This window comes from Variovorax paradoxus (assembly GCF_902712855.1).
GTDB lineage: Bacteria > Pseudomonadota > Gammaproteobacteria > Burkholderiales > Burkholderiaceae_C > Variovorax > Variovorax paradoxus_Q.
Genome location: NZ_LR743507.1, coordinates 3,219,149 through 3,246,055, shown reverse-complemented (window position 1 = coordinate 3,246,055; position 26,907 = coordinate 3,219,149). Strand labels below are relative to the sequence as shown.

The following is a 26,907-nucleotide window of genomic DNA, read 5'->3' as shown; positions in this document are numbered from 1 at the left end:
CCCGCGCGTTCCCCGCACGTGATCGAAGCAGCCAAGATCGACGTGGCGACGCTGCGCGAAGCCTATCGCGCCAGGAAGCTCGCCCTTTTCGACACCCTGCGCTTTGCACGCGCACCGACGCGCAGCGTGCACACCGTGCTGCGTCAGCTCTCGGCACTGGCCGACGAGACGCTTGCCTCCCTGTGGCAGGACGCCGGCTTCGGCGACGCGCTTTCGCTGGTCGCCGTGGGCGGCTACGGGCGCGGGGAACTGTTTCCGTATTCGGACGTCGACGTGCTGCTGCTGCTGCCGCCCGAAGGCCATGAGAACGCCATCGAGCCAGCCCGCATCGAGGCCTTCATCGGCCACTGCTGGGATGCGGGCCTCGAAATCGGCTCCAGTGTCCGTACGCTCGAGGAGTGCCTGGCCGAAGCCGAAAAGGACGTCACCGTCCAGACCTCGCTGCTCGAGGCGCGGCTGATCACCGGCGACAAGAAGCTTTTCACCGCCTTTCGCCGCCGCTTCGCCCGTGCCATCGATCCGCAGGCGTTCTTCGTGGCCAAGTCACAGGAGATGCGGCATCGCCACCAGAAGTTCGACAACACCCCCTACGCGCTGGAACCCAACTGCAAGGAATCGCCGGGCGGCCTGCGCGACCTGCAGACCATCCTCTGGATGACCAAGGCCGCCGGCTTCGGCAGCCGCTGGGACGACCTCGCCAAGAATGGCCTGGCAACCTCCTTCGAGGCCCAGCAGATCAAGCGCAACGAGGCCCTGCTCTCGCTCATCCGCGCCCGTCTGCACGTGATCGCCAACCGCCGCGAAGACCGGCTGGTGTTCGACCTGCAGACCGCGGTAGCCGCGAGCTTCGGCTACGAGGGCGAATCGCAGCGCAAGTCGAGCGAGGCGCTCATGCGCCGCTACTACTGGGCCGCCAAGGCGGTGTCGCAGCTCAACCAGATCCTGCTGCTGAACATTTCCGAGCGGCTGCAGCCCAGCGACGAGCAGCACACGCCGATCAACGAGCGCTTCTACGAGCGCGCCGGCCTGATCGAGATCGCCAGCGACGACCTCTACGAGCGCGAGCCGCATGCGGTGCTCGAGACCTTCCTGCTGTACCAGAAGACCATCGGCGTGAAGGGCCTGTCGGCGCGCACCCTGCGGGCGCTCTACAACGCGCGCCACGTCATGGACAGCAAGTTCCGCAACGATCCGGCCAACCATGAGACCTTCATGCGGATCCTGCTGCAGCCCTACGGCATCACGCACGCTTTCCGGCTGATGAACCAGACCTCGGTGCTCGGACGCTACCTGCGCGTGTTCCGCAGCATCGTGGGGCAGATGCAGCACGACCTGTTCCATGTCTACACGGTCGACCAGCACATCCTGATGGTGCTGCGCAACGTGCGGCGCTTCTTCATCGCCGAGCATGCGCACGAGTACCCGTTCTGCTCGCAGCTCGCCGCCGGCTGGGACAAGCCCTGGATCCTGTATGTGGCCGCGCTCTTCCACGACATCGCCAAGGGCCGCGGCGGCGACCATTCCACGCTGGGCGCGCGCGATGTGCAGCGCTTCTGCAAGCAGCACGGCATCGCCCGCGAGGACGCCAGGCTCATCGAATTCCTTGTGGCCGAGCACCTCGTGATGAGCCAGGTCGCCCAGAAGCAGGACCTGAGCGACCCCGAGGTCATCGGCGCGTTCGCCAAGCGCGTGGGCAACGAGCGCTACCTGACGGCGCTGTACCTGCTGACGATCGCCGACATCCGGGGCACCTCGCCGCGCGTGTGGAACGCCTGGAAAGGCAAGCTGCTCGAAGACCTCTACCGCTACACGCTGCGCGCGCTGGGCGGCCGCATGCCCGACCCGGATGCCGAAGTCGAGGCACGCAAGCGCGAGGCGCTGGTGCAGCTCGCGCTGCACGCCCAGCGCTTCGAGGCGCACAAGGCGCTGTGGGACACGCTCGACGTGGGCTACTTCATGCGCCACGACGCCACCGAGATCGCCTGGCACGCCAAGCAGCTCTCGCGGTTCGTGCCGCCGAAGAACGTGCAGGTCGATCCGAAGGCGCCACCCATCGTGCGTGCGCACCTGTCGCCAGTGGGCGAAGGCCTGCAGGTGGTGGTGTACACGCCCGACCAGCCCGACCTGTTCGCGCGCATCTGCGGATATTTCGACCAGGCGTCCTTCAGCATCCTGGACGCCAAGGTGCACACCACGAGCAACGGCTACGCGCTCGACACCTTCCAGGTGGTGACGACTTTCCTGCCGGACCACTACCGCGACCTGATCAGCATGGTCGAGCAGGGCCTGGCGCAGACACTCACCGAGGCCGGCGCCCTGCCCTCGCCCAGCATGGGCCGGGTCTCGCGCCGGGTGCGCAGCTTTCCGATCAAGCCGCGCATCAGCCTGCTTCCAGACGACAAGGCACAGCGCTGGCTGCTCAATATCTCGGCGAGCGACCGCGCCGGCCTGCTGTATTCGGTGGCCCGGGTGCTGGCACGCCATCACTTGAACCTGCAGCTCGCCAAGGTCACGACGCTGGGCGAGCGGGTCGAAGACACCTTCCTGATCAGCGGCCCCGAGCTACAGGGCCAGAAGACGCAGCTCGCGATCGAGACCGAACTGATGGAAGCGCTTGCGTCCTGACCGTCCGGTCAACCCGCAGATTCCCGAGCAGCACAACAGGTCATGCGGACTCCGGCGAAGCGAAAGCCGGTGCGAACGGTCCATCACCGTCAAAATGTCGGTCATGGAATCTTTGATCGAACAACTTTCCGACTCGGTGTCTTCCGCCAAGACACTCGAAGACCTCGCACGGCCGATGCTCGAAATGCTCGAGACCGTGACCGGGCTGGAGTCGACCTACCTCACCACCATCGACCTCGACAAGGGGGAGCAGCACATTCTCTTCGCCCGCAACGTGCGGCAGCTGACCATTCCCGAGGGCCTCTCGGTGCCGTGGGCCGACACCCTGTGCAAGCGCGCCATGGAAGAAGGCCGCACCTACACCGCCGACGTGGCCGGTTGCTGGGGCGACTCCGATGCCGCCCGCCAGCTCGGCATCCAGACTTATGTGAGCACCCCGGTCAGGACCGAGGGCAGCGGCCTGTTCGGCACCCTGTGTGCCGCCAGTGCGACGCAGCAGCCGCTTGCCCCTCATGCGGAGCCGGTGCTCCAGCTGTTCGCGCGGCTGATCGGCCAGCAGGTCGAGCGCGAACTGCTTTTCATGAAGCTCGAAAAGGCCCACGCCGAGCTGGCCGCCGTTGCCGCGACCGACGCGCTCACCGGCCTGCCGAACCGCCGCACGCTCATCGAGAACCTGCGCCGCCTGCTGGCCCAGGGCGAGCGCGACGGCCGCAGCGTGCTGGTCGGCTTCATCGACATGGACGGCTTCAAGAAGATCAACGACACCCATGGCCACGACATCGGCGACGAGTTCCTGTCGGCCATGGCCGGTCGGCTCTCTGCATCACTGCGCTCCGCCGACATGCTGGCGCGCTTCGGCGGCGACGAATTCGTGGTGGTCGGCGCAGGTCCGGCATTCGACGAATCGCCGCGCACCGCGGCACGGGCCCTGGCCGACCGCCTGGGCGAAAGCACCATCGGGGAGCTGCGGCTCAACCGCACGGCCTTCGAATACGGCGGCGCCAGCGTGGGCGTGGTGGCGGTCGATCCACGCACCACTTCGGCCGAGGAGGCGCTGCGGCTTGCCGACGATGCGATGTATGTCGTCAAGCGCAGCCGCCGCGCCGTCGCCAATGACAGGGAAACGTCGTCCACCTGAATGAACAACCGGCTGGCACGCCTCGAGAACGCCCTGGGCTCGCTCAAGGCGCGCATCACGATGGGAGGGATCATGGCGCTGGTGCTCGGCATCGGCGTGATCACCACCATCCTCGTGGGACGCACCGAGCACGACCTGCTGCAGGGCCAGCGCCAGCGCGAGATGAGCGAGGCGGTGCGCACCGCAAGCCTGCTGGGCCACAACGTGGTGCAGTTGCAGCGCGTGCTGCAGTCGGTGGCCGAGATCCTCGACGAGCCGACCCTGCACGACGACGCGCAGCTGAAGGAATTCATGCGCACCAAGCCGGTCCTGCGCAATTTCTTCGCCAATGTCTACGTGGCCACGCCGGACGGCGACGTCCATGTGATGGTCGACGAGAACGGGGTGTACCGCCCTTCGCTGAACATCCGCGAGCGCGGCTACTTCGGCCGGATGTTGACCGAGGGCCGGCCGCTGGTCTCGGAACCATTGCGCGGCTCGCTCACCGGCGACCCGATCATTGCCTTCGCGCAGCCGGCGCGCAACGCCGGGGGCGTCTTCGCACTGGTCGCCGGCACGCTGCGCCTGTCCAGCCGCGACCTGCTCGACGGCCTGGCCGATGCGCAGGAAACCGACGCGGGCGCGCTCGTCGTCGTCACGGACAGCCAGGGCCGGGTGCTGGCGCATCCCGATCGCAAGCGGCTGATGCAGTCGATCACGGACGAGCCGCGGCTGGCGCAGGCTTTCAAGTCGTGGCAGGCCGCTGGCAGCCCGATCGAGCCTCTGGGGCTGCCCCTGGCGCAGCCACGCGAGATCACCAGCGTGGCCGGCGTGCCCGGACCCGACTGGCTGGTGTGGCGCGCGCGCTCCGAGACCGAGGTGCTGGCCCCCGTGAAGGCGGCCCGCGAACAGGCGATGGCCTGGGCCGCGAGCCTGGTCGCGCTGGTGTCTGCCGGCATGTTCCTCACCCTGTGGTGGCTGCTGCAGCCGCTGATGCTGCTGGAGCGCCGCGCGCACCACATGTTCGACGGTGCCATGCGCCCGGAGGACGGCTGGCCCAAGGCCGACGGCGAGATCGGCCACCTCGGCAAGGTGCTGCGCGACGTGGGCATCCAGCGCGCCGAACTCGAGCGGCTGAACAGCGAGATCATCAGCAAGCTGCGCTCGGTGATGCGCGCCGCGCCGATCGGCATCGCCTTCATCCGCAACGGCCGCTTCGAGCTGGTGAGCGACGAGCTGTGCCGCCTGCTCTCCTACGAGGACAAGGAGCTGCTGGGCCAGCCGGTCGACCTGATCGTCGTGCCCCCCGAAGACGACCAGCCGGCGCTGGCCGCGCTCGAGAAGGAGGCCTTTGCCCGCAGCAACTCGTACGTCGGCGAAGCCCGCATGCAGCGTGGCGACGGCAGCCGGTTCTGGGCCCGGCTGCGCAGCCGGCCGGTCGATCCGGAGCACACCGATTTCGGCTCGATCTGGACGATTCTCAACATCGAGGAACAGCGCAACGCGCGCAAGGCGCTCGAATGGTCGGCAGCGCACGACGGCCTGACCGGACTGGCCAATCGCCTGCGCTTTGACCAGCAGGCGCAGCGTCTGATCGACGCCCGGCCGGCGTCGCTGCCGGCGGCCATGGTGTTCATCGACCTGGATCACTTCAAGGAAGTGAACGACACCGGCGGCCATCTCTCGGGCGACGCGATGCTGCGCGCCGCAGCGGCGGCCATCATGTCGCGGGTGCGGTCGGGCGACCTCGCCGCGCGCATCGGCGGCGACGAATTCGCGCTGCTGCTCGAGCAGTGCTCGCACGAGGCGGCCGTGCGCGTGGCCGAGGACATCGTGGCGTCGATCTCGGCCATCGCGCTGCCATGGCTGTCCGGCAGCCTGCATGTCGGCGCCAGCATCGGCGTAGCCAGCCTGACGCCCGAGATCGGCACGGTCGACGACTGGATCTCGGCCGCCGACGCGGCCTGCTATGCCGCCAAGGCGGCAGGCCGCGGCACGGTACGCGCCGGCCTTGCGCCGAGGGAGCCCCGGGCGCCGTCGGTCGTGCGTCCGGGCAGCACCTCGCCGACATCCGGCGTGGCCGCTGCGCCGGACCTCACCGAAGACTGAGTCGCTTCAAGAAAACGAATCCGGCGGCAAATCGACGCCGTATGGAGGGGTAATCCGGATGAGAATCCGGTTGTGTAATTCGTCACAAAAAGCGCGGGAATAAGGTCGTTCCGTCCCCGAATTCAGACAGTCGGTAATCCAAAAGTGCGCCATTTAGTTCACATTTGTTGTCAATAGGTAATCCATCCAAGAGAATCGTTCGACATGGACACAGGCGCGACGTTTATTCAGTACTACGAGAGAAATTCCTGCAGTGCGCAATGGCTGGAATTCAACCGCGGCATGGCTGCAGAGTTGAGTGCCGGATTGCCGCCTGAGGACCTGAAGCAGCTGTTCTTCCGCATCGGCCAGCGTGTCGCGCATGCCCTTCCGATCCCGCCCTGCCAGACGCTCGGCGACCTGCAGGACCAGTTCAATGCCCGCTGGGACGGCATCGACTGGGGCTTCACCGTTCTGAACGAAGACGCCGACGGCGTCGCCATCACCCACGCCTGCAGCCCGATCGCCGTGGCCTTCGGGCCTGAAACCACGAACTGGAGCATCGGCTTCTTCGAAGGTGTCTACCAAGCCTGGTTCGACGCGCAGCGCATGCCGCCCAGGCTGCGCGTGCAGGCACTGCAACCCGATGTCCAAGCCGGTCCGCGCATCGACCTGCGGCTGGCGAGGGTCGACGCATGAGTGCCGACGAACACACGCCCGAGGACATCGCCGGCCTGTTCGGCAAGTTCGGCGGCGACGCCCATGGCTACAGGGAATTCGCACCGCCCGAGGCCGATGCCGAGGTGCCGCGCGTGTGGCCGCTGCTGTCGGGCGAAAAGATCGCTCATCCGCCGGTGGCCCCGGTGCAGGCGCCGCCGCCTGCGCCCGCGCCGGCCCCCGTCTTTGCGCCTGCCCCGCCGCCCGCGCCTGTTTACGCTCCGGCACCGGCTCCGGCTCCTGCGCCGTTCTTCACGCCCGCTGCCGCGCCGCAAGCGCGCATCGACCCGGTGTTGCGTGCTCCGGCCCCCGCCGCGTTCGCGCCGGCGCCCGTATTCGCACCGCCCCCCGCACCGGTGCTCGCGCCGGCGGTGCCCCTCGGTGCACCGGCGTCCTCCGACAGCGCCGCCGTCCCGCCGACCCCGCTCGAGCAGTTGTTCGAGCGCCTGGCTTCGCCGCACAAGCCGGCCGCGGCACCGGGGCCGATGTCGCGCTGGCGAAGGCCGACGTGACGATGGTCGTCATCCCCGTCATTTCCGCCAAGGGCGGTGTAGGCAAGACAACGATCGCCGCCAATCTCTGCACCGCGCTGGCCCAGCGCGGCCGGCAGGTGCTGGCGATCGACCTCGATCCGCAGAATGCGCTGCGCTTTCACATCGCCAACGAGCCGCAGGCCTGCGACAGCGGCCTGGTCGAGGCCGCGACCGGGCTGATGCCGTGGGCGCGCGCGATCCGCCAGGCGCACGGCGGCGTGATGCTGCTGCCCTTCGGCGACGTCGACGACGAGCGCCAGATCGTGTTCGAGCAGCAGCTGGCCCGCCACCCCGGCTGGCTGGCCGAGACGCTGGCGCGCTTCGGGCTGCCGGACGGCACGCTGGTGGTGCTCGACACACCGCCCGGCCCCACCGTCTACCTGCAGCAGGCGCTGCGCGCCGCCAATTTCAGCGTGGTCACGGTGCTGGCCGATGCCGGCTCCTTCGCCACGCTGCCGATCGTCGAGCGCATGCTCGACAAGTACGCCCGCGTGCGCCCCGACTACCTCGGCACCGGCTACGTGGTGAACCAGGTCGATCCGGGCAAGCGGCTCAACCACGACGTCTTCGAGATGCTGCGCCAGAAGCTGCGCCCCGAACTGCTCGGCGTGCTGCACCTGGACCAGTCGGTGCCCGAGGCGCTCGCCTCGGCCGTGCCGGTGCACCGCTACGCACCGATGAGCCAGGCCACGCAGGACGTCGCGTCCTGCTCCGAACGCCTGCTCGAACGCATCGACGCCGCCCGCCAGGCGGCCACCTTCCCCTCCCTGCGGACCATGGAACCGAACCGATGAAAAGCGCCCAGTCCGCCCCGTTGCAGCAGCCCGCACCCAAACCCGCTCCGGCGATCCTGCGGCTGCTGCCGGTGCGCATCCTGGGCTGGGTCGTGGCGCTCACGATGCTGCCCGCGCTGATCATCGCGCCCATGACCTTCGAGCAGCAGATCGTGCTGTCGGTGGGCATCTTCCTGGCCGCGCTGGTCACCAACCGCTTTCGCGGGCGCTTCGCCAGCCTGGTGCTGATCTTCCTGTCGGTCGTCGTGTCGTCGCGCTATACGTACTGGCGTGTGACCGAGACCATGTTCATGGACAACCCGGTCGACCTGGTGCTGGGCATCGGCCTGCTGATGGCCGAGCTGTATGCCTTCGTGGTGCTGCTGCTGGGCTATATCCAGACCGCCTGGCCGCTGGAGCGCAAGCCGGTGCCGCTGCCGGAAGACCCGGCCGAGTGGCCGACCATCGACCTGTTCATCCCGACCTACAACGAAGCGCTGTCGGTGGTGCGCTCCACCGTGCTGGCCGCGCAGTCGATCGACTGGCCGCGCGACAAGATCAAGATCTTCGTGCTCGACGACGGCCGCCGCGAAGAGTTCCGCGTGTTCTGCGAAGAGGTCGGCGTGACGCACGTCACCCGCGACAACAACCGCCACGCCAAGGCCGGCAACATCAACGCGGCGCTCAAGAACACCACCGGCGAATTCGTCGCGATCTTCGATTGCGACCACATCCCGACGCGCTCGTTCATGCAGATCGCCATGGGCTGGTTCGGGCGCGACCCCAAGCTGGGCATGGTCCAGCTGCCTCACTATTTCTTCTCGGCCGACCCGTTCGAGCGCAACCTCGACACCTTCGGCACGGTGCCCAACGAAGGCGAACTGTTTTACGGGCTGATCCAGGACGGCAACGACCTCTGGAACGCCACATTCTTCTGCGGCTCCTGCGCGGTGCTGCGCCGGACCATCGTGGAAGAAGTGGGCGGCATCGCGGTCGAAACCGTGACCGAGGACGCCCACACCGCACTCAAGATGCACCGCCTCGGCTACAGCACCGCCTACCTGGCGCTGCCGCAGGCCGCCGGCCTGGCCACCGAAAGTCTCTCCGGCCACGTGGGCCAGCGGATTCGCTGGGCGCGCGGCATGGCGCAGATCTTCCGCATCGACAACCCGCTGTTCGGGCGCGGGCTGCACTGGGCCCAGCGCCTGTGCTACGTGAACGCGATGCTTCACTTCCTGTATGGGTTGCCGCGACTCATCTACCTGACGGCGCCGCTGGCCTACCTGTATTTCGGCGCGAGCGTGATCCACGCGTCGGCGTCGATGATCTTCGCGTTCGCGCTGCCGCACATCCTGCACGCCAACCTGACCAACAGCCGCATCCAGGGCCGCTTCAGGTACCTGCTGTGGAACGAGGTCTACGAGGCGGTGCTGGCCTGGTACATCTTCCGCCCGACGCTGGTGGCGCTCATCAACCCCAAGCTCGGCAGCTTCAACGTGACGGCCAAGGGCGGCCTGATCCAGCAGGAGTACTTCGACAGCACCATCGCCAAGGCAAGCTTGGTGCTGCTGGCGCTCAATTTCCTGGGCGTGTGCCTGGGCGTGTGGCGCCTGACCTGGGTCGACCCGCAGAACATCGCGACCGTCTGGCTGAACCTGGCCTGGACCATCTACAACCTGATGATCCTGGGCGCCTGCGTGGCGGCGGCCAACGAATCGCGCCAGCTGCGCGGCTCGCACCGCGTCGAACTGAGCCTGCCGGCCACGCTGTATTTCGCCGACGGCCGCTCGCTGCGCTGCAACACCTTCGACTTCTCCAGCGGCGGCCTGGGCGTGGAACTGCCACAGGACATGAAGCTCGACCTCGAGACGCCGGTCGAGGTGGCCCTGTACCGCAACGACCAGGAATCGCGCTTCGCCTCCACCGTGCGCTTCAGCAGCGGCAAGCGCATGGGCCTGCGCTTCGCGCCGATGAGCTTCGCGCAGGAGCGCGCACTGGTGCAATGCACGACCGCGCGCGCCGACATCTGGGCGGCGCGCTGGGGCAACCATCCGCGCGTGCCGATCCACCGCGTGCTCGGCCACATCATCAGCATCAGCGGCACCGGCTTCCGAGACATGTTCAGCCATTACTACCGTGCGGCCGCCTCGCGGCTGCGTCCCGTCAAAGCGAAGGAATCCACGTGACGACCACCCTGCGCACGCACCGCCGCGTCGTGCCCCCTGCCCGCGTGGCGTCGCCCTCGCTCCTGCCTTGCGCCGCCACCGGCGCCGTGATGCTTGCGGTGGCGATGGCCGCCATGTCCGCCGGTAGTGCGTCGGCCCAGCCGCGTCCGCTGGCACCGCCGCCTTCGACCAGCGCCCAGCCGGCGGTCGGCCCCGTGGCCGCGCCCGCCGCAGCGCCCGCCACGCCTGCCGTACCCACCGCCCCGATGATCGCCCTGACGCCGGCCGCAGCCGCGGCGGCATCGGCTGCCGCAGGCGGTGCCGGCGGCGCGGTGCGCGAGCTCAACCTCACGCAACTGGGCATCGACTACGCGGTGCAGCTGCGCGGCATCAGCGGCACCGTCGGCATTCCGTTCAACGTGCGTGCCGACGAGCTGGTCACGGCCGCTTCGTTCAAGCTGAACTACGCCTACTCGCCCTCGCTGATTCCCGAGCTGTCGCACCTGAAGGTCACGGTCAACGACGTGCTGGTGGCCACGCTGCCGGTGAACCGTGCCGAAGCGGGCCGCCCGCAGACGGCCGACATCCCGATCGACCGGCGCCTGATCACCGAGTTCAACCGCATCAACGTCGAGCTCATCGGCCACTACACGCGCGAGTGCGAAGACCCTGCGCACACCAGCCTGTGGGCGCGCATCGATGCCTCCAGCTCACTGAAGCTGACGGTGGCGCCGCTGAAGCTCGCGAACGACCTGGCGGCGTTGCCGCAGCCGTTCTTCGACCGCCGCGACGTGCGGCGCGCGCGCATTCCCTTCGTCTTCGGTGCCGCCGCATCGGGCCCCGTGCTCGAGGCGGCAGGCGTGGTGTCGTCGTGGTTCGGCGCCATGGCCGACTACCGCGGCGCGACCTTCCCGGTGTCCAGCGGCGACCTGCCCTCGGGCCATGCGGTGGTGTTCGTCACGCCCGAGTCGGTCGTTCCGGGCCTCACGCTGCCGGCCATCCAGGGCCCTGCCCTCGCCGTGGTCGACAACCCGCGCGACCCGACCGGCAAGCTGCTGCTGGTGATGGGCCGCACGCCGGCCGACCTGCGCACCGCAGCCGGCGCGCTCGCGCTCAACAGCAAGGCTTTCTCCGGCGCCTCGGCGGCGGTCACCGCGTTCCAGGAACCGCCGGCCCGCAAGCCGTACGACGCCCCGCGCTGGGTGCCGAGCGACCGCGCGCTCCAGCTCGGCGAGCTGACCTCGGCCGCCGACCTGTCCGTGACGGGCTACAACCCCGACGTGGTGCGCGTCAACCTGCAACTGCCGCCCGACCTCTTCACCTGGCGCAGCCGCGGCATTCCGCTGGACCTGCAATACCGCTACACGCCGCGCGTGCGGCCCGACCAGTCGACGCTGAATGTCAACGTCAACGACAACTTCGTGGGCGGCCTGCCCCTGCGCTCGGCCAACCCGGCCGGCGACAAGTGGTGGAACCCGCTGGCCGTCAAGCTGATGCCCGACGGCACGCTGGCCGAGCACAAGGAAGTGATCCTGCCGCCGCTGGCCATGGGCCCGCGCAGCCAGCTGCGCCTGCACTACTACTTCGAGCCGGTGGGCGGACGCTGCGTGCCGCAGCTGGACAACGTGCGCGGCTCGATCGACCCGACCTCCAAGATCGACGTGTCGGGTTTCCCGCACTACATCGCGATGCCCGAGCTCGCGGCCTACGCCAACGGCGGCTTCCCGTTCTCGCGCATGGCCGACCTGTCGGACACTGCCGTGATCCTGCCGGAGCAGCCCAGCAACGCCGACACCGAGACCTTCCTGGGCCTGCTCGGCCAGATCGGCCGCTCCACCGGCTACCCCGCGCTGCGCGTGAAGGTGGGCCGCTCGGGCGAGGCCACGCAGTTCGCCGACAAGGACCTGCTGGTCATCGGCAACCTGCAGAGCCAGCCGCTGTTCACGCAGTGGGCGGACAAGATGCCGCTCAAGCGCAACGGCAACGCGCCCGAGCTCAAGCTCAACAGCTGGATCGACAACGCGATCGACTTCGTGATCGGCGCGCGCACGCGCCAGGACCTTCCGGGCTCGATGCAGATCGCGGTGAGCGACGACGGCCGGGACGCGGTGCTCGCCGGCTTCGAGTCGCCGCTGCGCAGCGGCCGCAGCGTGGTCGCCGCCATCACCAACCCCGACACGAAAGACGCGCTGCTCAACGCGCTCATGACGCCCGACCTGCTCAAGAGCGTGCAGGGCAGCATGACGATCGTGCGTGACACACAAGTCAACAGCGTGCTGGGCGGCGACACGTACTATGTCGGACGCCTGCCCCCTATCGCCTGGGTGCAGTGGAACCTCTCGCGCAGCCCGCTGATGCTGGCCGGACTGGTGATCGTGCTGGCGCTGCTGGGTGCGGCCGTTTCGTATGCCGGACTGCAGCTGCGTGCACGCCGCCGCCTGTCGGTGAAGGCCAAGGGCAAGTAAAGGACCCATGCGACGTCTGCCCAACTTGACCGCTGAACCGTTCGATGGCCGGCTCGCAGGCCGCCGCGCCCTGCTGGGCGCCGCCGGCCTCGCGCTTGCCCTGCCGAAGCTGGTCGCGGCCGCTCCGGCGGCCGCACAGCCGGCCGCGCCTTCCAGTCCGCCGGCCGCCGCCAGGCCGCCGGCGGCCGCGGCCTCCGCAGCGACGGCGCCTGCTCCGGCGCCTGCTGCCGCGGCGCCCGCCCCCGCCTGCCATCCGGCCACCGACTGGGCCGCCTTCGCCGCTCGCCACATCCAGCCCGATGGCCGGGTGATCGACTTCAACACGCCGCAACAGCAATCGACGTCCGAAGGCCAGTCCTACGGCATGTTCTTCGCGCTGGTGCACAACGATCGCGCCACCTTCGCACGCGTGCTGGCCTGGACCGAGGCCAACCTCTCTGGCGGCAGCCTGGCCAAGCAGCTGCCGGCGTGGCAGTGGGGCCGCAAGCCCGAAGGCGGATGGGGCGTGCTCGACCCCAATGCGGCGTCGGATGCCGACCTGTGGATCGCCTATGCGCTGATGGAAGGCGGCCGGCTCTGGAACGATGCCAACTACCGTGCGCTCGGCCGCAGCCTGCTCGCGCTGGTGGTGAAGGACGAAGTCATTTCGGTGCCAGGCCTCGGCCGCATGCTGCTGCCATGGCCGAAGTCGGCTGCCAGCGGGCCGCTGTGGCGTCTCAACCCGAGCTACATGCCGCTGCAGCTGCTGCGCTATTTCCAGCAGAACGACGCAGCGGGCCCGTGGCACGAGGTCACGGAAAACACGCTGCGCATGTTCGGCGGCGTGACGCCCAAGGGCTTCGCGCCCGACTGGTGCGCCTGGTCGCAGGATTCGCGCGCTTTCGTCGCCGATCCGGTGAAGGGTGCCACCGGCAGCTACGACGCCATCCGGACCTACCTCTGGGCGGGCATGCTGTCCGACAAGGACCCGGCCCGCAAGATGCTGCTGCTGAACCTGCGCGGCCCGCGCCAGCTGCTGGCCGACAACCATCCCGTGCCCGAGTACGTCGACACCGTCACCGGCGCCGTGCGCGGCATGGCCCCGCTCGGTTTCTCGGGCGCGATGCTGCCGTATCTCAAGTCGCTGGACGCCACCGACGCGCTCGCGTCGCTGGTCGCCCATGTGCCCGGCGGCCGCACCCCGCCCCCGGTCCCCAACGCAACGACGCCGCCCGTGGCGCCCTTGCCCTATTACGAACAGTGCTTGTTGCTTTTCGGTCAGGCATGGCTCGACGGCCGGTACGAATTCGGCCGTAACGGCCAGCTGCAACCCTCATGGAGAACGCTATGCCGTCCCAATCGACCGGCTTGAAGCCTCAGCGTCGCTCTTTCCGCGCCTTCCGTGCACCGGGCCCCTTTCTGCTGTCGGCGCAGTCGCAGCAATGGATGGCCTGCCTCGGCATGCTCGCAGCGCTGTGCACCGCCAATCCCGCGCATGCGCAGGCCGATGCCAGCGCGGCGCTGATCGAGCAAGGCAACTACTGGCAGGCCCAGGGCCGCGCCGACCTTGCCGAGGAAAGCTGGAAGAAGCTGCTGAGCGTGCAGCCGCAGTCGGCCGATGCGATGTACGGCATGGCGCAGGTCGAACTCTCGCGCAGCAATGCCGAGGCCGCGCGCAGCTGGATCGCCCGGCTGCGCACCGCGAGCCCGAACGATCCGCGACTGGCGCGCCTGCAGCAACAGTCGCAGCAGCCGGCCGGCCAGCAGAGCACGCTGCAGCGCGCCCGCGCCGCTGCGCGTGCCGGACGCGCCGCGGAGGCCGTCGAGCTGTACCGCAGCCAGTTCGACAATCGCCCGCCGCCGGAAGCGCTCGCGCTGGAGTACTACCAGGCGCTGGCCAGCACGCCGCAGGGCGCCGACGAAGGCCGCCGCGGCCTCGAGCAGCTGGTGAAGGACCACCCGGAAAACGCCAACTACAAGCTGGCCCTGGCCCAGCAGAAGACCTACAGCGAGCCGACGCGCCGCGCGGGCATCCGCGAACTGGTCGAGCTGACGAAGCAGCCCACCGTGGCCGGTGCCGCAAAGGCCGCCTGGCGCCAGGCGCTGATCTGGCTCGATGCGCGGCAGCCCGACATTCCGCTGTACCAGGACTATCTGAGCAACAACCAGACCGACGCCGCCGTGGCGGCCCGCCTGGAAACGCTGACCACCGCCAAGACCGCTGCCGCCAACGCACCCGACGTGCCCGTGGGCGAAGGCTTCAAGGCACTGGACCGCGGCGACGCGGGCACTGCCGAGCAGCGCTTCCAGCAGGCGCTGCGCAACAAGTCCGACGACACCGAGGCCCTGGGCGGCCTGGGTCTGGTGCGGATGCGCCAGGAGCGCTTTGCCGAGGCGCAGGAACTGCTGGAACGCGCAGTGCGCGGCGGCGGCAGCAAGTGGAATTCGGCGCTCCAGAGCGCCAGCTACTGGGTGCTGGTCGGCCAGGCCCGCGCCGCGCAAGGCAAGAACGACCTGCGCGGTGCGCAATCGCTCTACGAGCGTGCCGTGCGCATCGACGCGCGCGAGCCCGTGGGCCAGAACGCTCTGGCCGACCTGCGCGCCGCCGCCGGCGACTTCGCGCAGGCCGAGCAGGGCTACAAGCGCGTGCTCGAAAGCCGTCCGCAGAACACGCAGGCGCTGCGCGGGCTGATCTCGGTGTACGGCCAGACCGGCCGTGCCGACGAAGCACTGGCGCTGTCGCGCCGCCTTACGCCGGAACAGGCCACGCAACTGGGCGGCCTGCGCAACCTGCAGGTCGACCAGGCCCGCAACCGCGCCCGCCAGCAGGCTGACGCAGGCGACGCCGCCGGTGCGCAACGCACGCTCGAAGACGCGATGCTGGCTGCGCCCGACAGCCCCTGGGTGCGGCTGGACCTCGCCAACATCTACCGCAAGCAGGGCATGGTGGCCGAAGCGCGCGGCGTGATGGAAGGGCTGCTGATGTCGCAGCCCGACATGCCCGACGCGCTGTACGCCAGCGCCCTGCTCGCCTCGGAAACGGGCGACTCGGCCGCGGGCATCCAATACCTCGAACGCATTCCCGCCGGCTCGCGCACGCGCGACATGGCGGCACTCCAGCGCCGCCTCTGGGCGCAGTCGCAGGCGGCACGCGCGCAGGCGCTGGCACGCCAGGGCCAGGTCGATGCGGCCCGCGGCGTGCTGGCGCAGACCGAGTCGGCACTGAGCACCGACATGCCGGCCGAACTCTGGGGCCAGCTCGCGGGCGCCTATGCCGAGATCGGCGACGCGCCGCGCGCCCTGGCCATGAGCCGCCAGTTGCTCGCCCGCTCGCCCACGCCGAGCACAGGCGACCGGCTGCTGTATGCGTCGGTGCTGCTGAAGACCAAGCAGGACATCGAGCTGTCGGCGGTGCTGCGCCAACTGGCCAGCGTCAACATGACCGCAAGCCAGCGCAGCGATTTCGACAACCTGCGCGTGTCCTTCGCACTGCGCCAGACCGATGCCCTGCGCGAGGCGGGCAACCTGGAGGCGGCCTACAACGCGATGGCGCCGGTGTTGGCCGAGCGGCCGAACGACCCGCAGGCCATGGCCGCGCTGGCGCGCCTGTATTCGGCGGCGCGCGACGAAGGCCAGGCGCTGGCGCTGTACCAGCGCATCCTGCAGCGCAACCCGACCGATCTCGACACCCTGCTTGCCGCCGCGGCCAGCGCCAGCGCGCAGCGCGAGCACAGCGAGGCCGAGAACTACGTGATGGCCGCGCTCAAGCAGGCGCCCGACCAGTCGCGCGTGCTCGCGGCGGCCGGCCGCGTCTACCGCAACGCCGGCGAAAGCCGCAAGGCCGAGCAGTACCTGCGCGCCGCGGTGGAAGCCGACCGTCAGGTCGCCTCCGGCAGCGGCTTCGCGCAGGGCGGCATGCCCACGCAGATGCCTGCGGCGAACCCCTTCGCCGGCATGACGGGCGGCGCGCCGAGCGCAGCCGTTCCCGCAGGCTACCCACCGGCCAACGGCAATCCGTTCGCGCAGGCGCGCATGCAGCCGGTGTCGTATCCGGCGGCTGCGAACCCGGCCTACGCACAGCAGGCCTACCCTGCGGCGGCCTACCCCGCAGCGTATCCGGCGGCCTACCCGGCCAACCAGGTGGCACAGGCCTATCCGGCCTACCCTGCGGCCGGTACGCCGAATGCCTACCCGCCCGGCGCCCTGCCCTGGGGAGCCGCCGCGCCGGCACCGACCGCCAAGGGCCGCACGACGACGACCAACAAGTCGTCGAGCCGCACCGCGCGCAACAACGCGAACACCAACAACGTGCCGCAGGCCTCGGCCTACGTCGCACCGTCGATGCAGGGCCTGCCCCAGTACCCGGTGCCCGGCACGCAGCAGGGCGCGCCGGTCTACATTCCGCAAGCGCAGCCCGGCGGCTATCCGCCTGCGGCCTACCCCCAGGCCAATGCCGCGTACGCTCAGGCCAACACGCCGCGCCAGGAACCGAGCTGGAACGCACCGCTGCGCACCGCGCCTGCGAACCCGCTGCTGTCGGAGCTGCAGGACCTCGAGTCGCAGCGTGCGGTCAGCCTCACCGCGGGCACGGTCTACCGCAACCGCGCCGGCGAGGCCGGCCTGAGCCGGCTGTCCGACTTCCAGTTGCCGGTGCAGGCGCGATTCCCGGTCGGCGAAGGCAAGATCGTCGTCGGCGTGACGCCGACTGTGCTGGACGCCGGCACGCCCTCCAACACCTACTCGACGCTCAGCCGCTTCGGCGGCGGCCCGACGGCCACCTACAACTCGCTGTTCAACAACACCGAGCCGGGCCAGCAGAACGCATCTGGCGTCGGCCTGAACGTGGGCTACGAAGGCAAGAACTTCGATGCCGGCATCGGCACGACGCCCCTGGGCTTTCCCACCACCAACGTGGTCGGCAACGTGACCTTCAAGGGCAGCTTCGGCGACTCGTGGAACTACAAGGCCGACATCTCCCGGCGTGCGGTGACCGACAGCGTGCTGTCGTTCGCCGGCGCGAAGGACGAGCGCAACGGCGACCGCTGGGGCGGCGTGGTCGCGACCGGCGTGCGCGGCGACCTCGGCTACGACGACGGCACCTACGGCGTCTACAGCTACCTGGCGGCGCATGGCCTCACGGGCAAGAACGTGACCAGCAACTCGCGCGTGGAAACCGGCGGCGGCGCCTACCTGCACCTGATGAACACCGCGAGCTCCAAGCTCACGCTGGGCATGAACATCGGGCTGATGGGCTACGAGAAGAACCTGAGCTACTACACCTTCGGCCAAGGCGGCTACTTCAGCCCCCAAAGCTTCGTGAGCGTGGCGTTCCCGGTCGACTGGACCGGCCGCAGCGACCGGCTGTCGTGGCGCGTGAACGCGTCGCTCGGCGTGCAGTCGTTCACCCAGAAGTCGACGCCCTACTTCCCGACGGCGCCCTCGCGCAACAGCGACGCGGCGGCCGTGTCGAACCTGGCGCTGGCGCTGGGCCTGAACAGCACGCTGTACAACGGCATGTACCCGAGCAGTTCCAAGACTGGCCTGGCCTACAACCTGGCCGCGGTGCTCGAGTACCAGCTGGCACCGAAGATGTTCCTGGGCGGCGCGCTGGGCTTCAACAACGCGCAGAACTACCGGCAGTTCACGGGCAGTGTCTACCTGCGCTATGTGTTCGGCGGCTCGAGCAGCATCGGCGTGCCCGGCTACGGCAGCGGGAGCGGCACCTCGCTGAACCCGATGACGTCGCCCTACACCCCGCTGCTCTGACGTTCGGCCGACCGGCCGCCAAGGCGGCCGGGTTGGCTGCAAGCGCCGGACGGGTCAGGCCGTGTCGGAAGAAGGCAGCGCCGCCACGCCGGGCCACTCGTCGCGGCCCCACAGCGGCGCGCTTTCGTACTGCGCCACCCACTTGACCATGTCCTTGGCGGCCATCGGCATCGCAATGCCGTAGCCCTGGGCCAGCGTGCAGCCCATGGTGAGCAGCGCCTCGCCCTGCTTCACCGTCTCGACGCCCTCGGCTACCGCGGTCAGCCCCAGCGCGTGCAGCAGCGCGAGGATGCCCTGCACGATGGCACGGTCCTGGTCGTTGTCGAGCATGCCGCGCACGAAGGACTGGTCGATCTTCACCGCGGACACCGGCAACTGGCGCAGGTACGTCAGCGAGGAATAGCCGGTGCCGAAGTCGTCGATGGTGACTGCCACGCCCAGCGTCTTGCAGGCCTCCACGAACAGCGCCACGTTCGCGAACTGGCTGATGGCCGTGGTCTCGAGGATCTCGAGCTCGAGCATGCCGGCGCCGAGCTTCGGAAACTGCGACAGGTGGCGCGCCAGGCGATCGACGAAGTCCCAGCGCATCATGTGGCGCGGTGCCACGTTCACGCTCACCGAGATCTGCAGGCCCGCCTGGCGCCACTGGTGCGCCTGCCAGAGCGCGGTTGCGATGGCCCAGTCGCCGACCTGCTCGACCAGCGCGTCGTCCTCGATCAGCGGCACGAACTGAATTGGAGGCAGCAGCCCGCGCTCGGGATGCTGCCAGCGGATGAGCGCCTCGGCGCCCACCACCACGCCGCGCTGCATGTCGACCTTGGGCTGGTAGACCAGGAAGAACTCCCCCTGGAGCAGGCCTTCCTGGATGCGCTGGCGCTCGCGCACCACCTGCTCGTCGGCACGCGCCTGCGGCGCATCGAAGAAATGCACCTTGCCGTCGGCCGCCCGCTTGGCGAAGAAGGCCGCGTGCTGCGCCTGGCGCAGTGCGGTTTCGGGCGGAGGACCATTGCTGTCGAGCATCATGGCGCCGATGCTGGCGTCCAGGCTGCCAGGCTGGCTCTGCCAGGTCCACGGCTCGGCGAGCGCGGTCTGGATGCGCTCGAGCACCTGCGCGCACTGCGAGGTGCCCAGGCCCGCGAACACGGCCGCGAACTCGTCTCCGCCCACGCGCGCCATGACACTCTCGCGCGGCAGTTGGGACTTGATGCGGCGGGCCACTTCCTCGAGCGCGGCATTGCCGGCCACCATGCCCAGCCGATCGTTGAGTTCGGCGAAGCGGTCGACGTCGATGTAGCAGACGGCGGCCAGACGTTTGCCCGCGCGGGCCCAATCCGCCATGAGCGGGCGCAGCACCTCATCCGGGGGAAGGCGTGCCGAGCCGTCGTAGTACGACGGCAGAGAGACTGGGATTTGCTTGTTCGACAAGGGACTGTGGCTCCGGAAACTCGCGGACTATTGTTCTCTCAATTCAGCGCGTTCTGCGTTTTAGGGCCATGAATTGTTACAGGCGCGGTGTGCGAACAACACTCGTGCATGCACCGAGACGCCCGCGGCAGTTGCCCGGCTAGCCACAGTACGCACCGACGATGCGGCCCGAGGGGTCGACCTGGACGTTGAGCCGGGTGGTGTCCTGCACCGGACCGGCCACCTCGGCGGCCGGCACGCTGCGCATCACGCGGGCCGCGCGCGCTGTCGCATTTCGTCCATCAGCTGGGGACTGGCCCGCAATCCGACGCCGAAGCGCACGGCGGCAGCCTGGCAGCTTTCCGGCGGTGCGGCAAAGCCCGGCGGCTCGGGCACCTCGGAAGTCAGCGGCCGATCCGTCGGCGGCGACTGGCAGGCCGCCAGGGCCAGGGTCAGCGCCAGGGCCGCAGCGGGCAGGCCGGGCCGGTGTCGGCCATTCGTCATGTGCATCGTTCTTGCTCCTTGAAACCGGGGGCCGGCTCATTCAATTCCGAAGGCACCCCTGGCGCGCAGGGTAAGGCAGCGCGCCGCAACACATCAACAAATTCACGCGCCGGGAGCCGTTGCCGTATTCGAGGCGTATGCTGAAAGCGACGCGCCGCGGGCGCGCGACAGGCCACACCATCTTCATGACACCACAGCCACCCGCTTCCACCGTTTTCCTGATCGACGTCGACAACACGTTGCTGGACAACGACGCGGTCATCGCCGACCTCCGCACCCATCTCGAGGAAAACTTCGGCGCCGACAGTGCCGCCCGCTATTGGAGCGCCTTCGAGCAGTTGCGCAACGAGCTCGGCTACGTCGACTACCTCGGCGCCCTTCAGCGCTACCGCGCCGCGGAGAGCCACAGCGGCATGAGCGATTCGCGCCTGCTGCTGATGTCCGGCTTCCTCATCGACTACCCCTTCGCCGACCGGCTCTACCCGGGCGCGCTGGAGGCGCTGAAGCACCTGCGTCGCCATGGACCCACGGTGATCCTGTCGGACGGCGACGTGGTGTTCCAGCCGCGCAAGGTGCAGCGCTCGGGCCTGTGGGACGCCACCGAAGGACGCGTGCTGATCTACGTGCACAAGGAGCAGATGCTCGACACCATCGCGCAATGCCACCCTGCCGCGCACTACGTGATGATCGACGACAAGCTGCGCATACTCTCGGCCATGAAGGCCATCTGGGGACCGCGCCTGACCACGGTCTTCGTGCGGCAGGGGCATTACGCGCTGGACGCGCAGGCCATTGCCGCCTACGCCCCGGCCGACATCACCATCGAACGCATCGGCGACCTGATCAACCTCGACTTTCCACCGACATGAGCCAAGCCACTTCCTCCCTCGCGGCCAAGCCCGGCCAACCTGCACCGATCGACCTGCTGGTCGACGTGCCCAGGCTGATCTCGGCCTACTACACAGGACGGCCCGACCCGGCCGTGGCGAGCCAGCGCGTGGCCTTCGGCACCTCGGGACACCGCGGCTCGTCGTTCGACGACGCGTTCAACGAATGGCATGTGCTGGCGATCAGTCAGGCCATTTGCGACCACCGCCGGCAGAAAGGCATCGACGGTCCGCTGTTCCTGGGCATCGACACGCACGCGCTGTCGACGCCGGCCTTCGCCAGCGCCGTGGAAGTGCTCGCGGCCAATGGCGTCGAGCTGATGATTTCGAAGGACGACGAGTACACGCCCACGCCGGCCGTGTCGCACGCGATCCTGGTCTACAACCGCGGCCGCACGACCGGGCTGGCCGACGGCATCGTCATCACCCCCTCGCACAACCCGCCCGAGAGCGGCGGCTTCAAGTACAACCCGCCCAACGGCGGACCGGCGGGCACAGACATCACTTCGGCCGTCGAGGCCGCGGCCAACCGGATGCTGGCGAACGGTCTCGAGGGCGTGAAGCGCATGCCGCTCGCGCAGGCCCTGCGTGCCTCGACCACGCACCGGCACGACTACCTGAACACCTACGTCGAAGACCTGGCACAGGTGCTCGACATGGACGCCATCCGGGGCGTGGACATCGACCTGGGTGTCGATCCGCTGGGCGGCGCGGGCGTGCGCTACTGGCCGGCAATTGCCGAGCGATACAAGCTCTCGCGGCTGAACGTGCTGAGCCGCGAGGTCGACCCGACCTTCCGCTTCATGTCGCTCGACTGGGACGGCCGCATCCGCATGGACCCGTCCTCGCCCGACGCGATGCACAAGCTGATCGAGCTCAAGGACCGCTTCAGCATCGCCTTTGCCTGCGACACCGACCACGACCGCCACGGCATCGTCGCGGGCAGCAGCGGCCTGATGCAGCCCAACAGCTACCTCGCCGTGATGATCGACTACCTCTACACGCACCGCCCGCAGTGGCCCGCGCAGGCGGCGGTCGGCAAGACGGTGGTGAGCAGCCAGATGATCGACCGCGTCACTGCGCGGCTCGGACGCAGGCTGTACGAAGTGCCGGTCGGCTTCAAGTGGTTCGTCGACGGCCTGGTCGATGCGTCGCTGGCCTTCGGCGGCGAGGAAAGTGCGGGCGCGACCTTCCTGCGCAAGGACGGCGCGGTATGGACCACCGACAAGGACGGCATCGTGCCGGCGCTGCTGTCGGCAGAAATCGCGGCTCGCACCGGCCGCGACCCGGGCGAGCGCTACGCCGCGCTGACCCAGGCGCTGGGCCAGCCGGTGTCCGACCGGGTCGACGCGGCGGCCACGGTCGAGCAGAAGAAGCGGCTGGCCAGCCTGTCGCCGGAGCAGATCCGATCGACCGAACTGGCGGGCGACAGGATCGTCCAGGTGCTGAGCCATGCACCGGGCAACGGCGCGGCCATCGGTGGCGTGAAGGTCGTGACCGAGCACGGCTGGTTCGCGGCGCGCCCCTCGGGCACGGAGAACATCTACAAGGTCTACGGCGAGAGCTTCAAGGGCAAGGAGCACCTGGCGCGCATCCTCGAAGAAGCCCAGCACGTGGTCGACGGAGCGCTCTCCGGCTCCTGATCCGGCACGCCATGCAGACCCTGGTGCTGCGGCTGAACCCGGGCGACGACCTGCGCGCGTCGCTCGACCTCGCCATGGAGCAAGACGGCACCGGGGCCGCCTTCGTGCTGTCGGGCATCGGCAGCCTGCGCGGCGCGAGCATCCGGTTCGCGGGTGCGGAAAGCCCGTCGCGCATCGAAGGCGACCTGGAGATCCTCACACTGGCCGGCAGCCTGTCGCCCGACGGCTCGCACATCCACATCGGCGTATCGGACGCGCAAGGCAAGGTCTGCGGCGGACACGCAGCACCGGGCTGCACGGTTCGCACCACGGCGGAGATCCTGGTCGCGGTGCTGCCCGACTGGCAGTTCGCGCGCGCGCACGATCCGCTCACAGGCTATGCCGAACTCGCGCCGCACGACTTGCGGCGCAAGACCTGACGCTCAGCCTTCCAGCGGCTCCACGCGCAGCGTGACCACCGCGCCGGCGACCTCGGCGCGCGACTGCAGTGCGTGCACCGCCAGGTCGAGCGTGCCCTGCGCCACCGGCCCGGTCAGCACGAGCACCTGTGCGCCCACGCCGGGTTTTTCTTCCGCGAGCGCGACCTGCAGCACCGGCACGCGCTGCTCCGCAAGGCACGCGGTCACCGCCTGAATGTGGCTGGCGGCAGCGACCGGCACGCGCAGGTAGTGCGATGTGTGCACCGCCGCGCGTGGAAGCACCGGCAGCGCATTCGTCGCATGCGCATGGACGCCCAGGTGCGGCACATGGCGTGCGGCATCGACGCCGTCCAGGCGCGCCACGTCGACCAGGTCGGCGATCACGGCGGACGCGGTCTGTTCCGAGCCGGCGCCAGCGCCGTAGTACATCGTCAGACCCGCGGCGTCGCTCTTGACCATGACGGCATTCATCGAGCCGTTCACGTGTGCGAGCAGGTGGCCGGCCGGCACCAGCGCGGGCTGCACGCGCAGTTCCACGCCCGTTGCTTGCCGGCGCGCCACGCCCAGCAGCTTGATGCGGTAGCCGAGTTGCTCGGCGCAGGCCACGTCGAGGCCCGCCAGTGCGGTGATGCCTTCGACCTGCGCGTCGGCGAAGCGCAGCGGCATGCCGAAGGCGTTGGCTGCGAGCAGGCTGAGCTTGTGCGCGGCGTCGATGCCTTCGATATCGAAGCTCGGGTCGGCCTCGGCGTAGCCCAGCGCCTGGGCCTGGGCCAGCGCGGCGGCGAAGTCGAGGCCCTCGTCGCGCATCTTGCTGAGGATGAAATTGGTGGTGCCGTTGATGATGCCGGCCACCCACTCGATGCGGTTGGCCGCCAGCCCTTCGCGCAGCGCCTTGATGATCGGGATGCTCACGGCCACGGCGCCTTCGTAGGCCACCGCCACGCCTTTTTCCCGCGCGGCGGCAAAGATTTCGGTGCCATGCACCGCCAGCAGCGCCTTGTTGGCCGTGACCACATGCTTGCCGTGCGCGATGGCCGCCAGCACCCAGTCGCGCGCAGCCCCGGTGCCGCCGGCCACTTCGACCACCACATCGACATCGGGATGCGTGGCCACCTGCATGGCGTCGGCGGTCAGCACGACGCTGTCTCCCACGACGCCTGCAGCACGCGCCAGGTTGCGCGCCGCCACGATCACCAGTTCGATCGGACGCCCCGCGCGGGCCGCGATCTCGGCACGGTTGCGCGCCAGCACCTTGAAGGTGCCGGAGCCGACGGTGCCGATACCGATCATTCCCACGCGCAGGGTACGGTTCACCGCAGGGCGGCTGTGCAGGGGCTCGAGGGATTCAACGGGATCACGGTACATGGACTCTTCTCCGGACAAAAAAACAAAACCCAGCTGCCAGAGCTGGGTTCGATTCGTTCGGGGAGAGAGCGATACACCAGGTGGCTGCCGGAACGGCCACCTGCGCGTGTCAGGTGACCGCGGTGGTAATGGTGGTAATCATTCGAGCAACAACCATCGCCTGCGCGGAGGCAGGCGGCATCATGCGACCCATGAGGGCGGCGTTGGATGCGGGGTGGAAGCGTGGGCTCGACATGAAGGCCCGGAGTGTACAGGAGCCGTGCGGCCCGCGGCTCAGGGCGCGGCCGACAGCCGCTTCTCGAGCCACACGCTGTAGCGGGAGAGACCGAAGCACAGCACCCAGTACACCGCTGCGATGAACAGGTAGCCCTCGAGATAGAACGGCCGCCACGTCGGGTCGCCGCCGAGCGCCAATCCCAATGCACCGGTCAGTTCGAACAGGCCGACCACGGTGACCAGCGAGGTGTCCTTCAGCGTGCCGACCACGCTGTTGGTGAGGGCGGGCACAACGAGACGCAGCGCCTGCGGCAGCACGATGTCGCGCTGCACAGGCCAGCGGCCGAAGCCCAGCGCCATGGCCACCTCGGTCTGCCCGCGCGGCACGGCCTGCAAGCCGCCGCGGATGATCTCCGCCAGATATGCCGCCACGAACAGCGTCAGCCCGGCCAGCACGCGCACCAGCACGTCGGGTTGCCAGCCCGCGGGCCACAGCAGCGGCAGCAGGAACGACGCCATGAAGAGCACCGAGATCAGCGGCACGCCTCGCACCAGTTCGATGTAGCTCGCGCTCAGCGTGCGCACCACCGGCCAGCCCGAACGGCGGCCCAGCGCCAGCAGCAACGCGAGCGGAAATGCCAGTGCCAGGCCGACCACGGTCAGTCCGATGGTCAGCGGCAGGCCGCCCCATCGGCTGGTCGGCACGTGTTCGAGGCCCGCTACGCCACCGCGCATCAGCGCCACGAAGAGCAGCAGCGCGATGGCCCACAACGGCGCCAGCCACCACCGCCAGCTGCGGGGCCAGGCACTGAGCACCGTGACGGCCGACAGCACCACCACCGCGATGGCCGGCCGCCATTGCGCCTCGTAGGGGAAGCGCCCGAACAGCATCGGCCGCCACTTCTCCGCCACCACACCCCAGCAGGCGCCGTGCTGCACGGCGCGGCAGGCCTCGGCGTCGGGCCGGAACACCGCATGCACGACACCCCATTCGACAAGATGGAAGCCGCCCCACGCGAGCAGCGCCAGCAGCAGCACCGTGGCCAGCGCGCGCAGCGGCGAACCGATGAGTTCCTTGCGCCATGCGATCGGACCTTGCACCACGCTCCTCATCGCCAGCCTCGCAGCGCGACGCGCGCGTTGTAGCGGTTCATGCCGAAGGAAATCAGCAGCGACAGCAGCAGGTACACGGCCATGATGATCGCGATGCACTCGAACGCGCGGCCGTTCGAGCCGATGGTGGTGTTGGCCACGGACACCAGTTCCGGATAGCCCACCGCCACCGCCAGCGACGAATTCTTGGTGAGGCTCAGCAACTGGTTGGTGAGCGACGGCACGATCACCCGAAGCGCCTGCGGCAGGACCACGATGCGCAGCTGCTGCACCGGCGACAACCCCAGTGCCTGCGCCGCGAGCACCTGCCCCTGCAACACCGACAGGATGCCGGCGCGCACGATCTCCGCGACAAAGGCGGCCGAGTAGAAGCTCAGCCCCGCCACGATCGTCACGTATTCCGGGCTCAGCGCGGCGCCGCCGCTCACGCCGAAGTCACCACGCTCGGGAAATTCGAAATGAGTGGGCCACCAGCCGCCCTCGCCCGACACCGGCCACGGCACGCTCAGCCCGCCCTTGCTCAGCCACACGCCCGGCAGCAGGCGCACCGGCTCGGTCGGATCGGGCAGAAGGTTGGCCATGGCAAAGGCCAGCATCAGCAGTTGCACCAGCAGCGGCACGTTGCGCAGCAACTCGACATACGCGGTGCAGATGCCGCGCAGCAGCACGTGCGGAGCCAGCCGGCCGATGCCGATCAGCGTGCCGAGCACCACCGAGAAGATGGCAGCCGGCACCGCCGCGCGCACCGTGTTGATCAGGCCCGCGAGAAACGCGCGCCAGGAGGGCTGGCTTGCATCGAAGTCGAGCCAGCCTTCGCTGATCGAGAAGCCCGCAGGCTCGGTGAGAAAGTCGAAGCCCGAGCGGACCCCGCGCGCGCGCAGCACCTCGAGCGCGTGATGCACCACCCAGACGGCGCCGGCCACGACGGCCAGCACCAGCACCGCCTGGACGACCCAGGCCAGCCAGGCACCGCGGCGAGACGACTCGGACGCGGCGCTACGCATCGCCGCGACCTCCGGTGCCACCCACAGTCCGGGCCGGGACCACCGCGGAACCGGCGTTGCCAAGCAACAGGTGTGGCCCCCGGCGAGGGGGAAGACGCAGCGATGCGAAGTGCGCGAAGCCTGC

18 protein-coding genes are annotated in these 26,907 nt (G+C 69.1%); 13 read left to right on the top strand and 5 right to left on the bottom strand.

All coding sequences use genetic code 11. From position 1 onward, the window contains the following. The first annotated feature begins 18 nt into the window (after positions 1-18). From AACL56_RS14855 to AACL56_RS14810, 10 genes are all read left to right on the top strand, one after another. Positions 19-2,625, top strand: a complete 2,607-nt coding sequence (locus AACL56_RS14855; protein ID WP_339090570.1) for a [protein-PII] uridylyltransferase — start codon at positions 19-21, stop codon at positions 2,623-2,625. A gap of 103 nt (positions 2,626-2,728) precedes the next feature. After that, positions 2,729-3,763: a sensor domain-containing diguanylate cyclase gene (locus AACL56_RS14850; RefSeq protein ID WP_339090569.1), complete on the top strand. Its 1,035-nt coding sequence runs from the start codon at positions 2,729-2,731 to the stop codon at positions 3,761-3,763. After that, complete coding sequence (locus tag AACL56_RS14845; protein WP_339090568.1) at positions 3,764-5,851, top strand: sensor domain-containing diguanylate cyclase; 2,088 nt, start codon at positions 3,764-3,766, stop codon at positions 5,849-5,851. 204 nt (positions 5,852-6,055) lie between these two features. Further along, a complete protein-coding gene (gene bcsD, locus AACL56_RS14840) occupies positions 6,056-6,529 on the top strand; it encodes a cellulose biosynthesis protein BcsD (RefSeq protein ID WP_339090567.1) in 474 nt (157 codons plus the stop codon). Beyond that, positions 6,526-7,059, top strand: a complete 534-nt coding sequence (locus AACL56_RS14835) for a hypothetical protein (RefSeq protein WP_339090566.1) — start codon at positions 6,526-6,528, stop codon at positions 7,057-7,059. Before bcsD ends, AACL56_RS14835 begins: the two co-directional genes overlap by 4 nt. Positions 7,060-7,061: 2 nt before the next feature. Further along, positions 7,062-7,874, top strand: a complete 813-nt coding sequence (bcsQ, locus tag AACL56_RS14830; protein ID WP_339090565.1) for a cellulose biosynthesis protein BcsQ — start codon at positions 7,062-7,064, stop codon at positions 7,872-7,874. After that, complete coding sequence (gene bcsA / locus AACL56_RS14825) at positions 7,871-10,039, top strand: UDP-forming cellulose synthase catalytic subunit (RefSeq protein WP_339090564.1); 2,169 nt, start codon at positions 7,871-7,873, stop codon at positions 10,037-10,039. Before bcsQ ends, bcsA begins: the two co-directional genes overlap by 4 nt. Further along, positions 10,036-12,483 (top strand): cellulose biosynthesis cyclic di-GMP-binding regulatory protein BcsB, encoded by a 2,448-nt coding sequence (bcsB, locus tag AACL56_RS14820; RefSeq protein ID WP_339090563.1) that lies wholly within the window; start codon positions 10,036-10,038, stop codon positions 12,481-12,483. Before bcsA ends, bcsB begins: the two co-directional genes overlap by 4 nt. A 25-nt stretch (positions 12,484-12,508) precedes the next feature. Next, positions 12,509-13,834 carry a cellulose synthase complex periplasmic endoglucanase BcsZ gene (bcsZ, locus tag AACL56_RS14815; protein ID WP_339090562.1) on the top strand — a complete coding sequence of 442 codons (1,326 nt, stop codon included), beginning with the start codon at positions 12,509-12,511 and terminating at the stop codon, positions 13,832-13,834. Next, on the top strand, positions 13,810-18,228 hold the full coding sequence (locus AACL56_RS14810) for a cellulose biosynthesis protein BcsC (RefSeq protein WP_339090561.1): 4,419 nt from the start codon (positions 13,810-13,812) through the stop codon (positions 18,226-18,228). The genes bcsZ and AACL56_RS14810 overlap by 25 nt, the downstream gene beginning before the upstream one ends. Before the next feature lie 54 nt (positions 18,229-18,282). On the opposite strand, the gene AACL56_RS14805 is transcribed toward AACL56_RS14810, so the two are convergent. Together AACL56_RS14805 and AACL56_RS14800 are read right to left on the bottom strand one after the other, a co-directional pair. After that, entirely contained in the window at positions 18,283-19,653 is a 1,371-nt protein-coding gene (locus tag AACL56_RS14805; protein WP_339090560.1) for a putative bifunctional diguanylate cyclase/phosphodiesterase, read from the bottom strand. A 246-nt stretch (positions 19,654-19,899) separates the two neighbouring features. Beyond that, on the bottom strand, positions 19,900-20,142 hold the full coding sequence (locus AACL56_RS14800; protein ID WP_339090559.1) for a hypothetical protein: 243 nt from the start codon (positions 20,140-20,142) through the stop codon (positions 19,900-19,902). A 179-nt stretch (positions 20,143-20,321) separates the two neighbouring features. Between AACL56_RS14800 and AACL56_RS14795 the strand changes: the two genes are divergently transcribed. Genes AACL56_RS14795 through AACL56_RS14785 form a run of 3 tightly spaced genes read left to right on the top strand, consistent with a single transcriptional unit; the run spans position 20,322 to position 23,085 of the window. Next, positions 20,322-21,005 (top strand): HAD family hydrolase, encoded by a 684-nt coding sequence (locus AACL56_RS14795; RefSeq protein WP_339090558.1) that lies wholly within the window; start codon positions 20,322-20,324, stop codon positions 21,003-21,005. Further along, entirely contained in the window at positions 21,002-22,666 is a 1,665-nt protein-coding gene (gene pgm / locus AACL56_RS14790; RefSeq protein ID WP_339090557.1) for a phosphoglucomutase (alpha-D-glucose-1,6-bisphosphate-dependent), read from the top strand. Before AACL56_RS14795 ends, pgm begins: the two co-directional genes overlap by 4 nt. Positions 22,667-22,677: 11 nt before the next feature. Then, a complete protein-coding gene (locus tag AACL56_RS14785) occupies positions 22,678-23,085 on the top strand; it encodes a PPC domain-containing DNA-binding protein (RefSeq protein WP_339090556.1) in 408 nt (135 codons plus the stop codon). A 3-nt stretch (positions 23,086-23,088) separates the two neighbouring features. Here the strand turns inward: AACL56_RS14785 and AACL56_RS14780 are convergent, their stop codons facing one another. From AACL56_RS14780 to AACL56_RS14770, 3 genes are all read right to left on the bottom strand, one after another. Next, a complete protein-coding gene (locus AACL56_RS14780; protein WP_339090555.1) occupies positions 23,089-24,450 on the bottom strand; it encodes a homoserine dehydrogenase in 1,362 nt (453 codons plus the stop codon). A gap of 273 nt (positions 24,451-24,723) precedes the next feature. Next, on the bottom strand, positions 24,724-25,779 hold the full coding sequence (locus AACL56_RS14775) for an amino acid ABC transporter permease (RefSeq protein ID WP_339090554.1): 1,056 nt from the start codon (positions 25,777-25,779) through the stop codon (positions 24,724-24,726). Beyond that, positions 25,776-26,783 (bottom strand): amino acid ABC transporter permease, encoded by a 1,008-nt coding sequence (locus AACL56_RS14770; RefSeq protein WP_339090553.1) that lies wholly within the window; start codon positions 26,781-26,783, stop codon positions 25,776-25,778. Before AACL56_RS14770 ends, AACL56_RS14775 begins: the two co-directional genes overlap by 4 nt. Positions 26,784-26,907 lie beyond the last annotated feature (124 nt).

Excerpts from the sequence above, each read along its gene's own strand:
- AACL56_RS14775 (WP_339090554.1), bottom strand. The coding sequence starts at position 25,779 with ATGAGGAGCGTGGTGCAAGGTCCGATCGCATGGCGCAAGGAACTCATC.
- AACL56_RS14795 (WP_339090558.1), top strand. The coding sequence starts at position 20,322 with ATGACACCACAGCCACCCGCTTCCACCGTTTTCCTGATCGACGTCGAC.
- AACL56_RS14835 (WP_339090566.1), top strand. The coding sequence starts at position 6,526 with ATGAGTGCCGACGAACACACGCCCGAGGACATCGCCGGCCTGTTCGGC.
- AACL56_RS14810 (WP_339090561.1), top strand. The coding sequence starts at position 13,810 with ATGCCGTCCCAATCGACCGGCTTGAAGCCTCAGCGTCGCTCTTTCCGC.
- AACL56_RS14800 (WP_339090559.1), bottom strand. The coding sequence starts at position 20,142 with ATGCACATGACGAATGGCCGACACCGGCCCGGCCTGCCCGCTGCGGCC.
- bcsA (WP_339090564.1), top strand. The coding sequence starts at position 7,871 with ATGAAAAGCGCCCAGTCCGCCCCGTTGCAGCAGCCCGCACCCAAACCC.
- AACL56_RS14770 (WP_339090553.1), bottom strand. The coding sequence starts at position 26,783 with ATGCGTAGCGCCGCGTCCGAGTCGTCTCGCCGCGGTGCCTGGCTGGCC.
- bcsD (WP_339090567.1), top strand. The coding sequence starts at position 6,056 with ATGGACACAGGCGCGACGTTTATTCAGTACTACGAGAGAAATTCCTGC.
- AACL56_RS14780 (WP_339090555.1), bottom strand. The coding sequence starts at position 24,450 with ATGTACCGTGATCCCGTTGAATCCCTCGAGCCCCTGCACAGCCGCCCT.
- AACL56_RS14850 (WP_339090569.1), top strand. The coding sequence starts at position 2,729 with ATGGAATCTTTGATCGAACAACTTTCCGACTCGGTGTCTTCCGCCAAG.
- bcsQ (WP_339090565.1), top strand. The coding sequence starts at position 7,062 with ATGGTCGTCATCCCCGTCATTTCCGCCAAGGGCGGTGTAGGCAAGACA.
- AACL56_RS14785 (WP_339090556.1), top strand. The coding sequence starts at position 22,678 with ATGCAGACCCTGGTGCTGCGGCTGAACCCGGGCGACGACCTGCGCGCG.
- AACL56_RS14845 (WP_339090568.1), top strand. The coding sequence starts at position 3,764 with ATGAACAACCGGCTGGCACGCCTCGAGAACGCCCTGGGCTCGCTCAAG.
- pgm (WP_339090557.1), top strand. The coding sequence starts at position 21,002 with ATGAGCCAAGCCACTTCCTCCCTCGCGGCCAAGCCCGGCCAACCTGCA.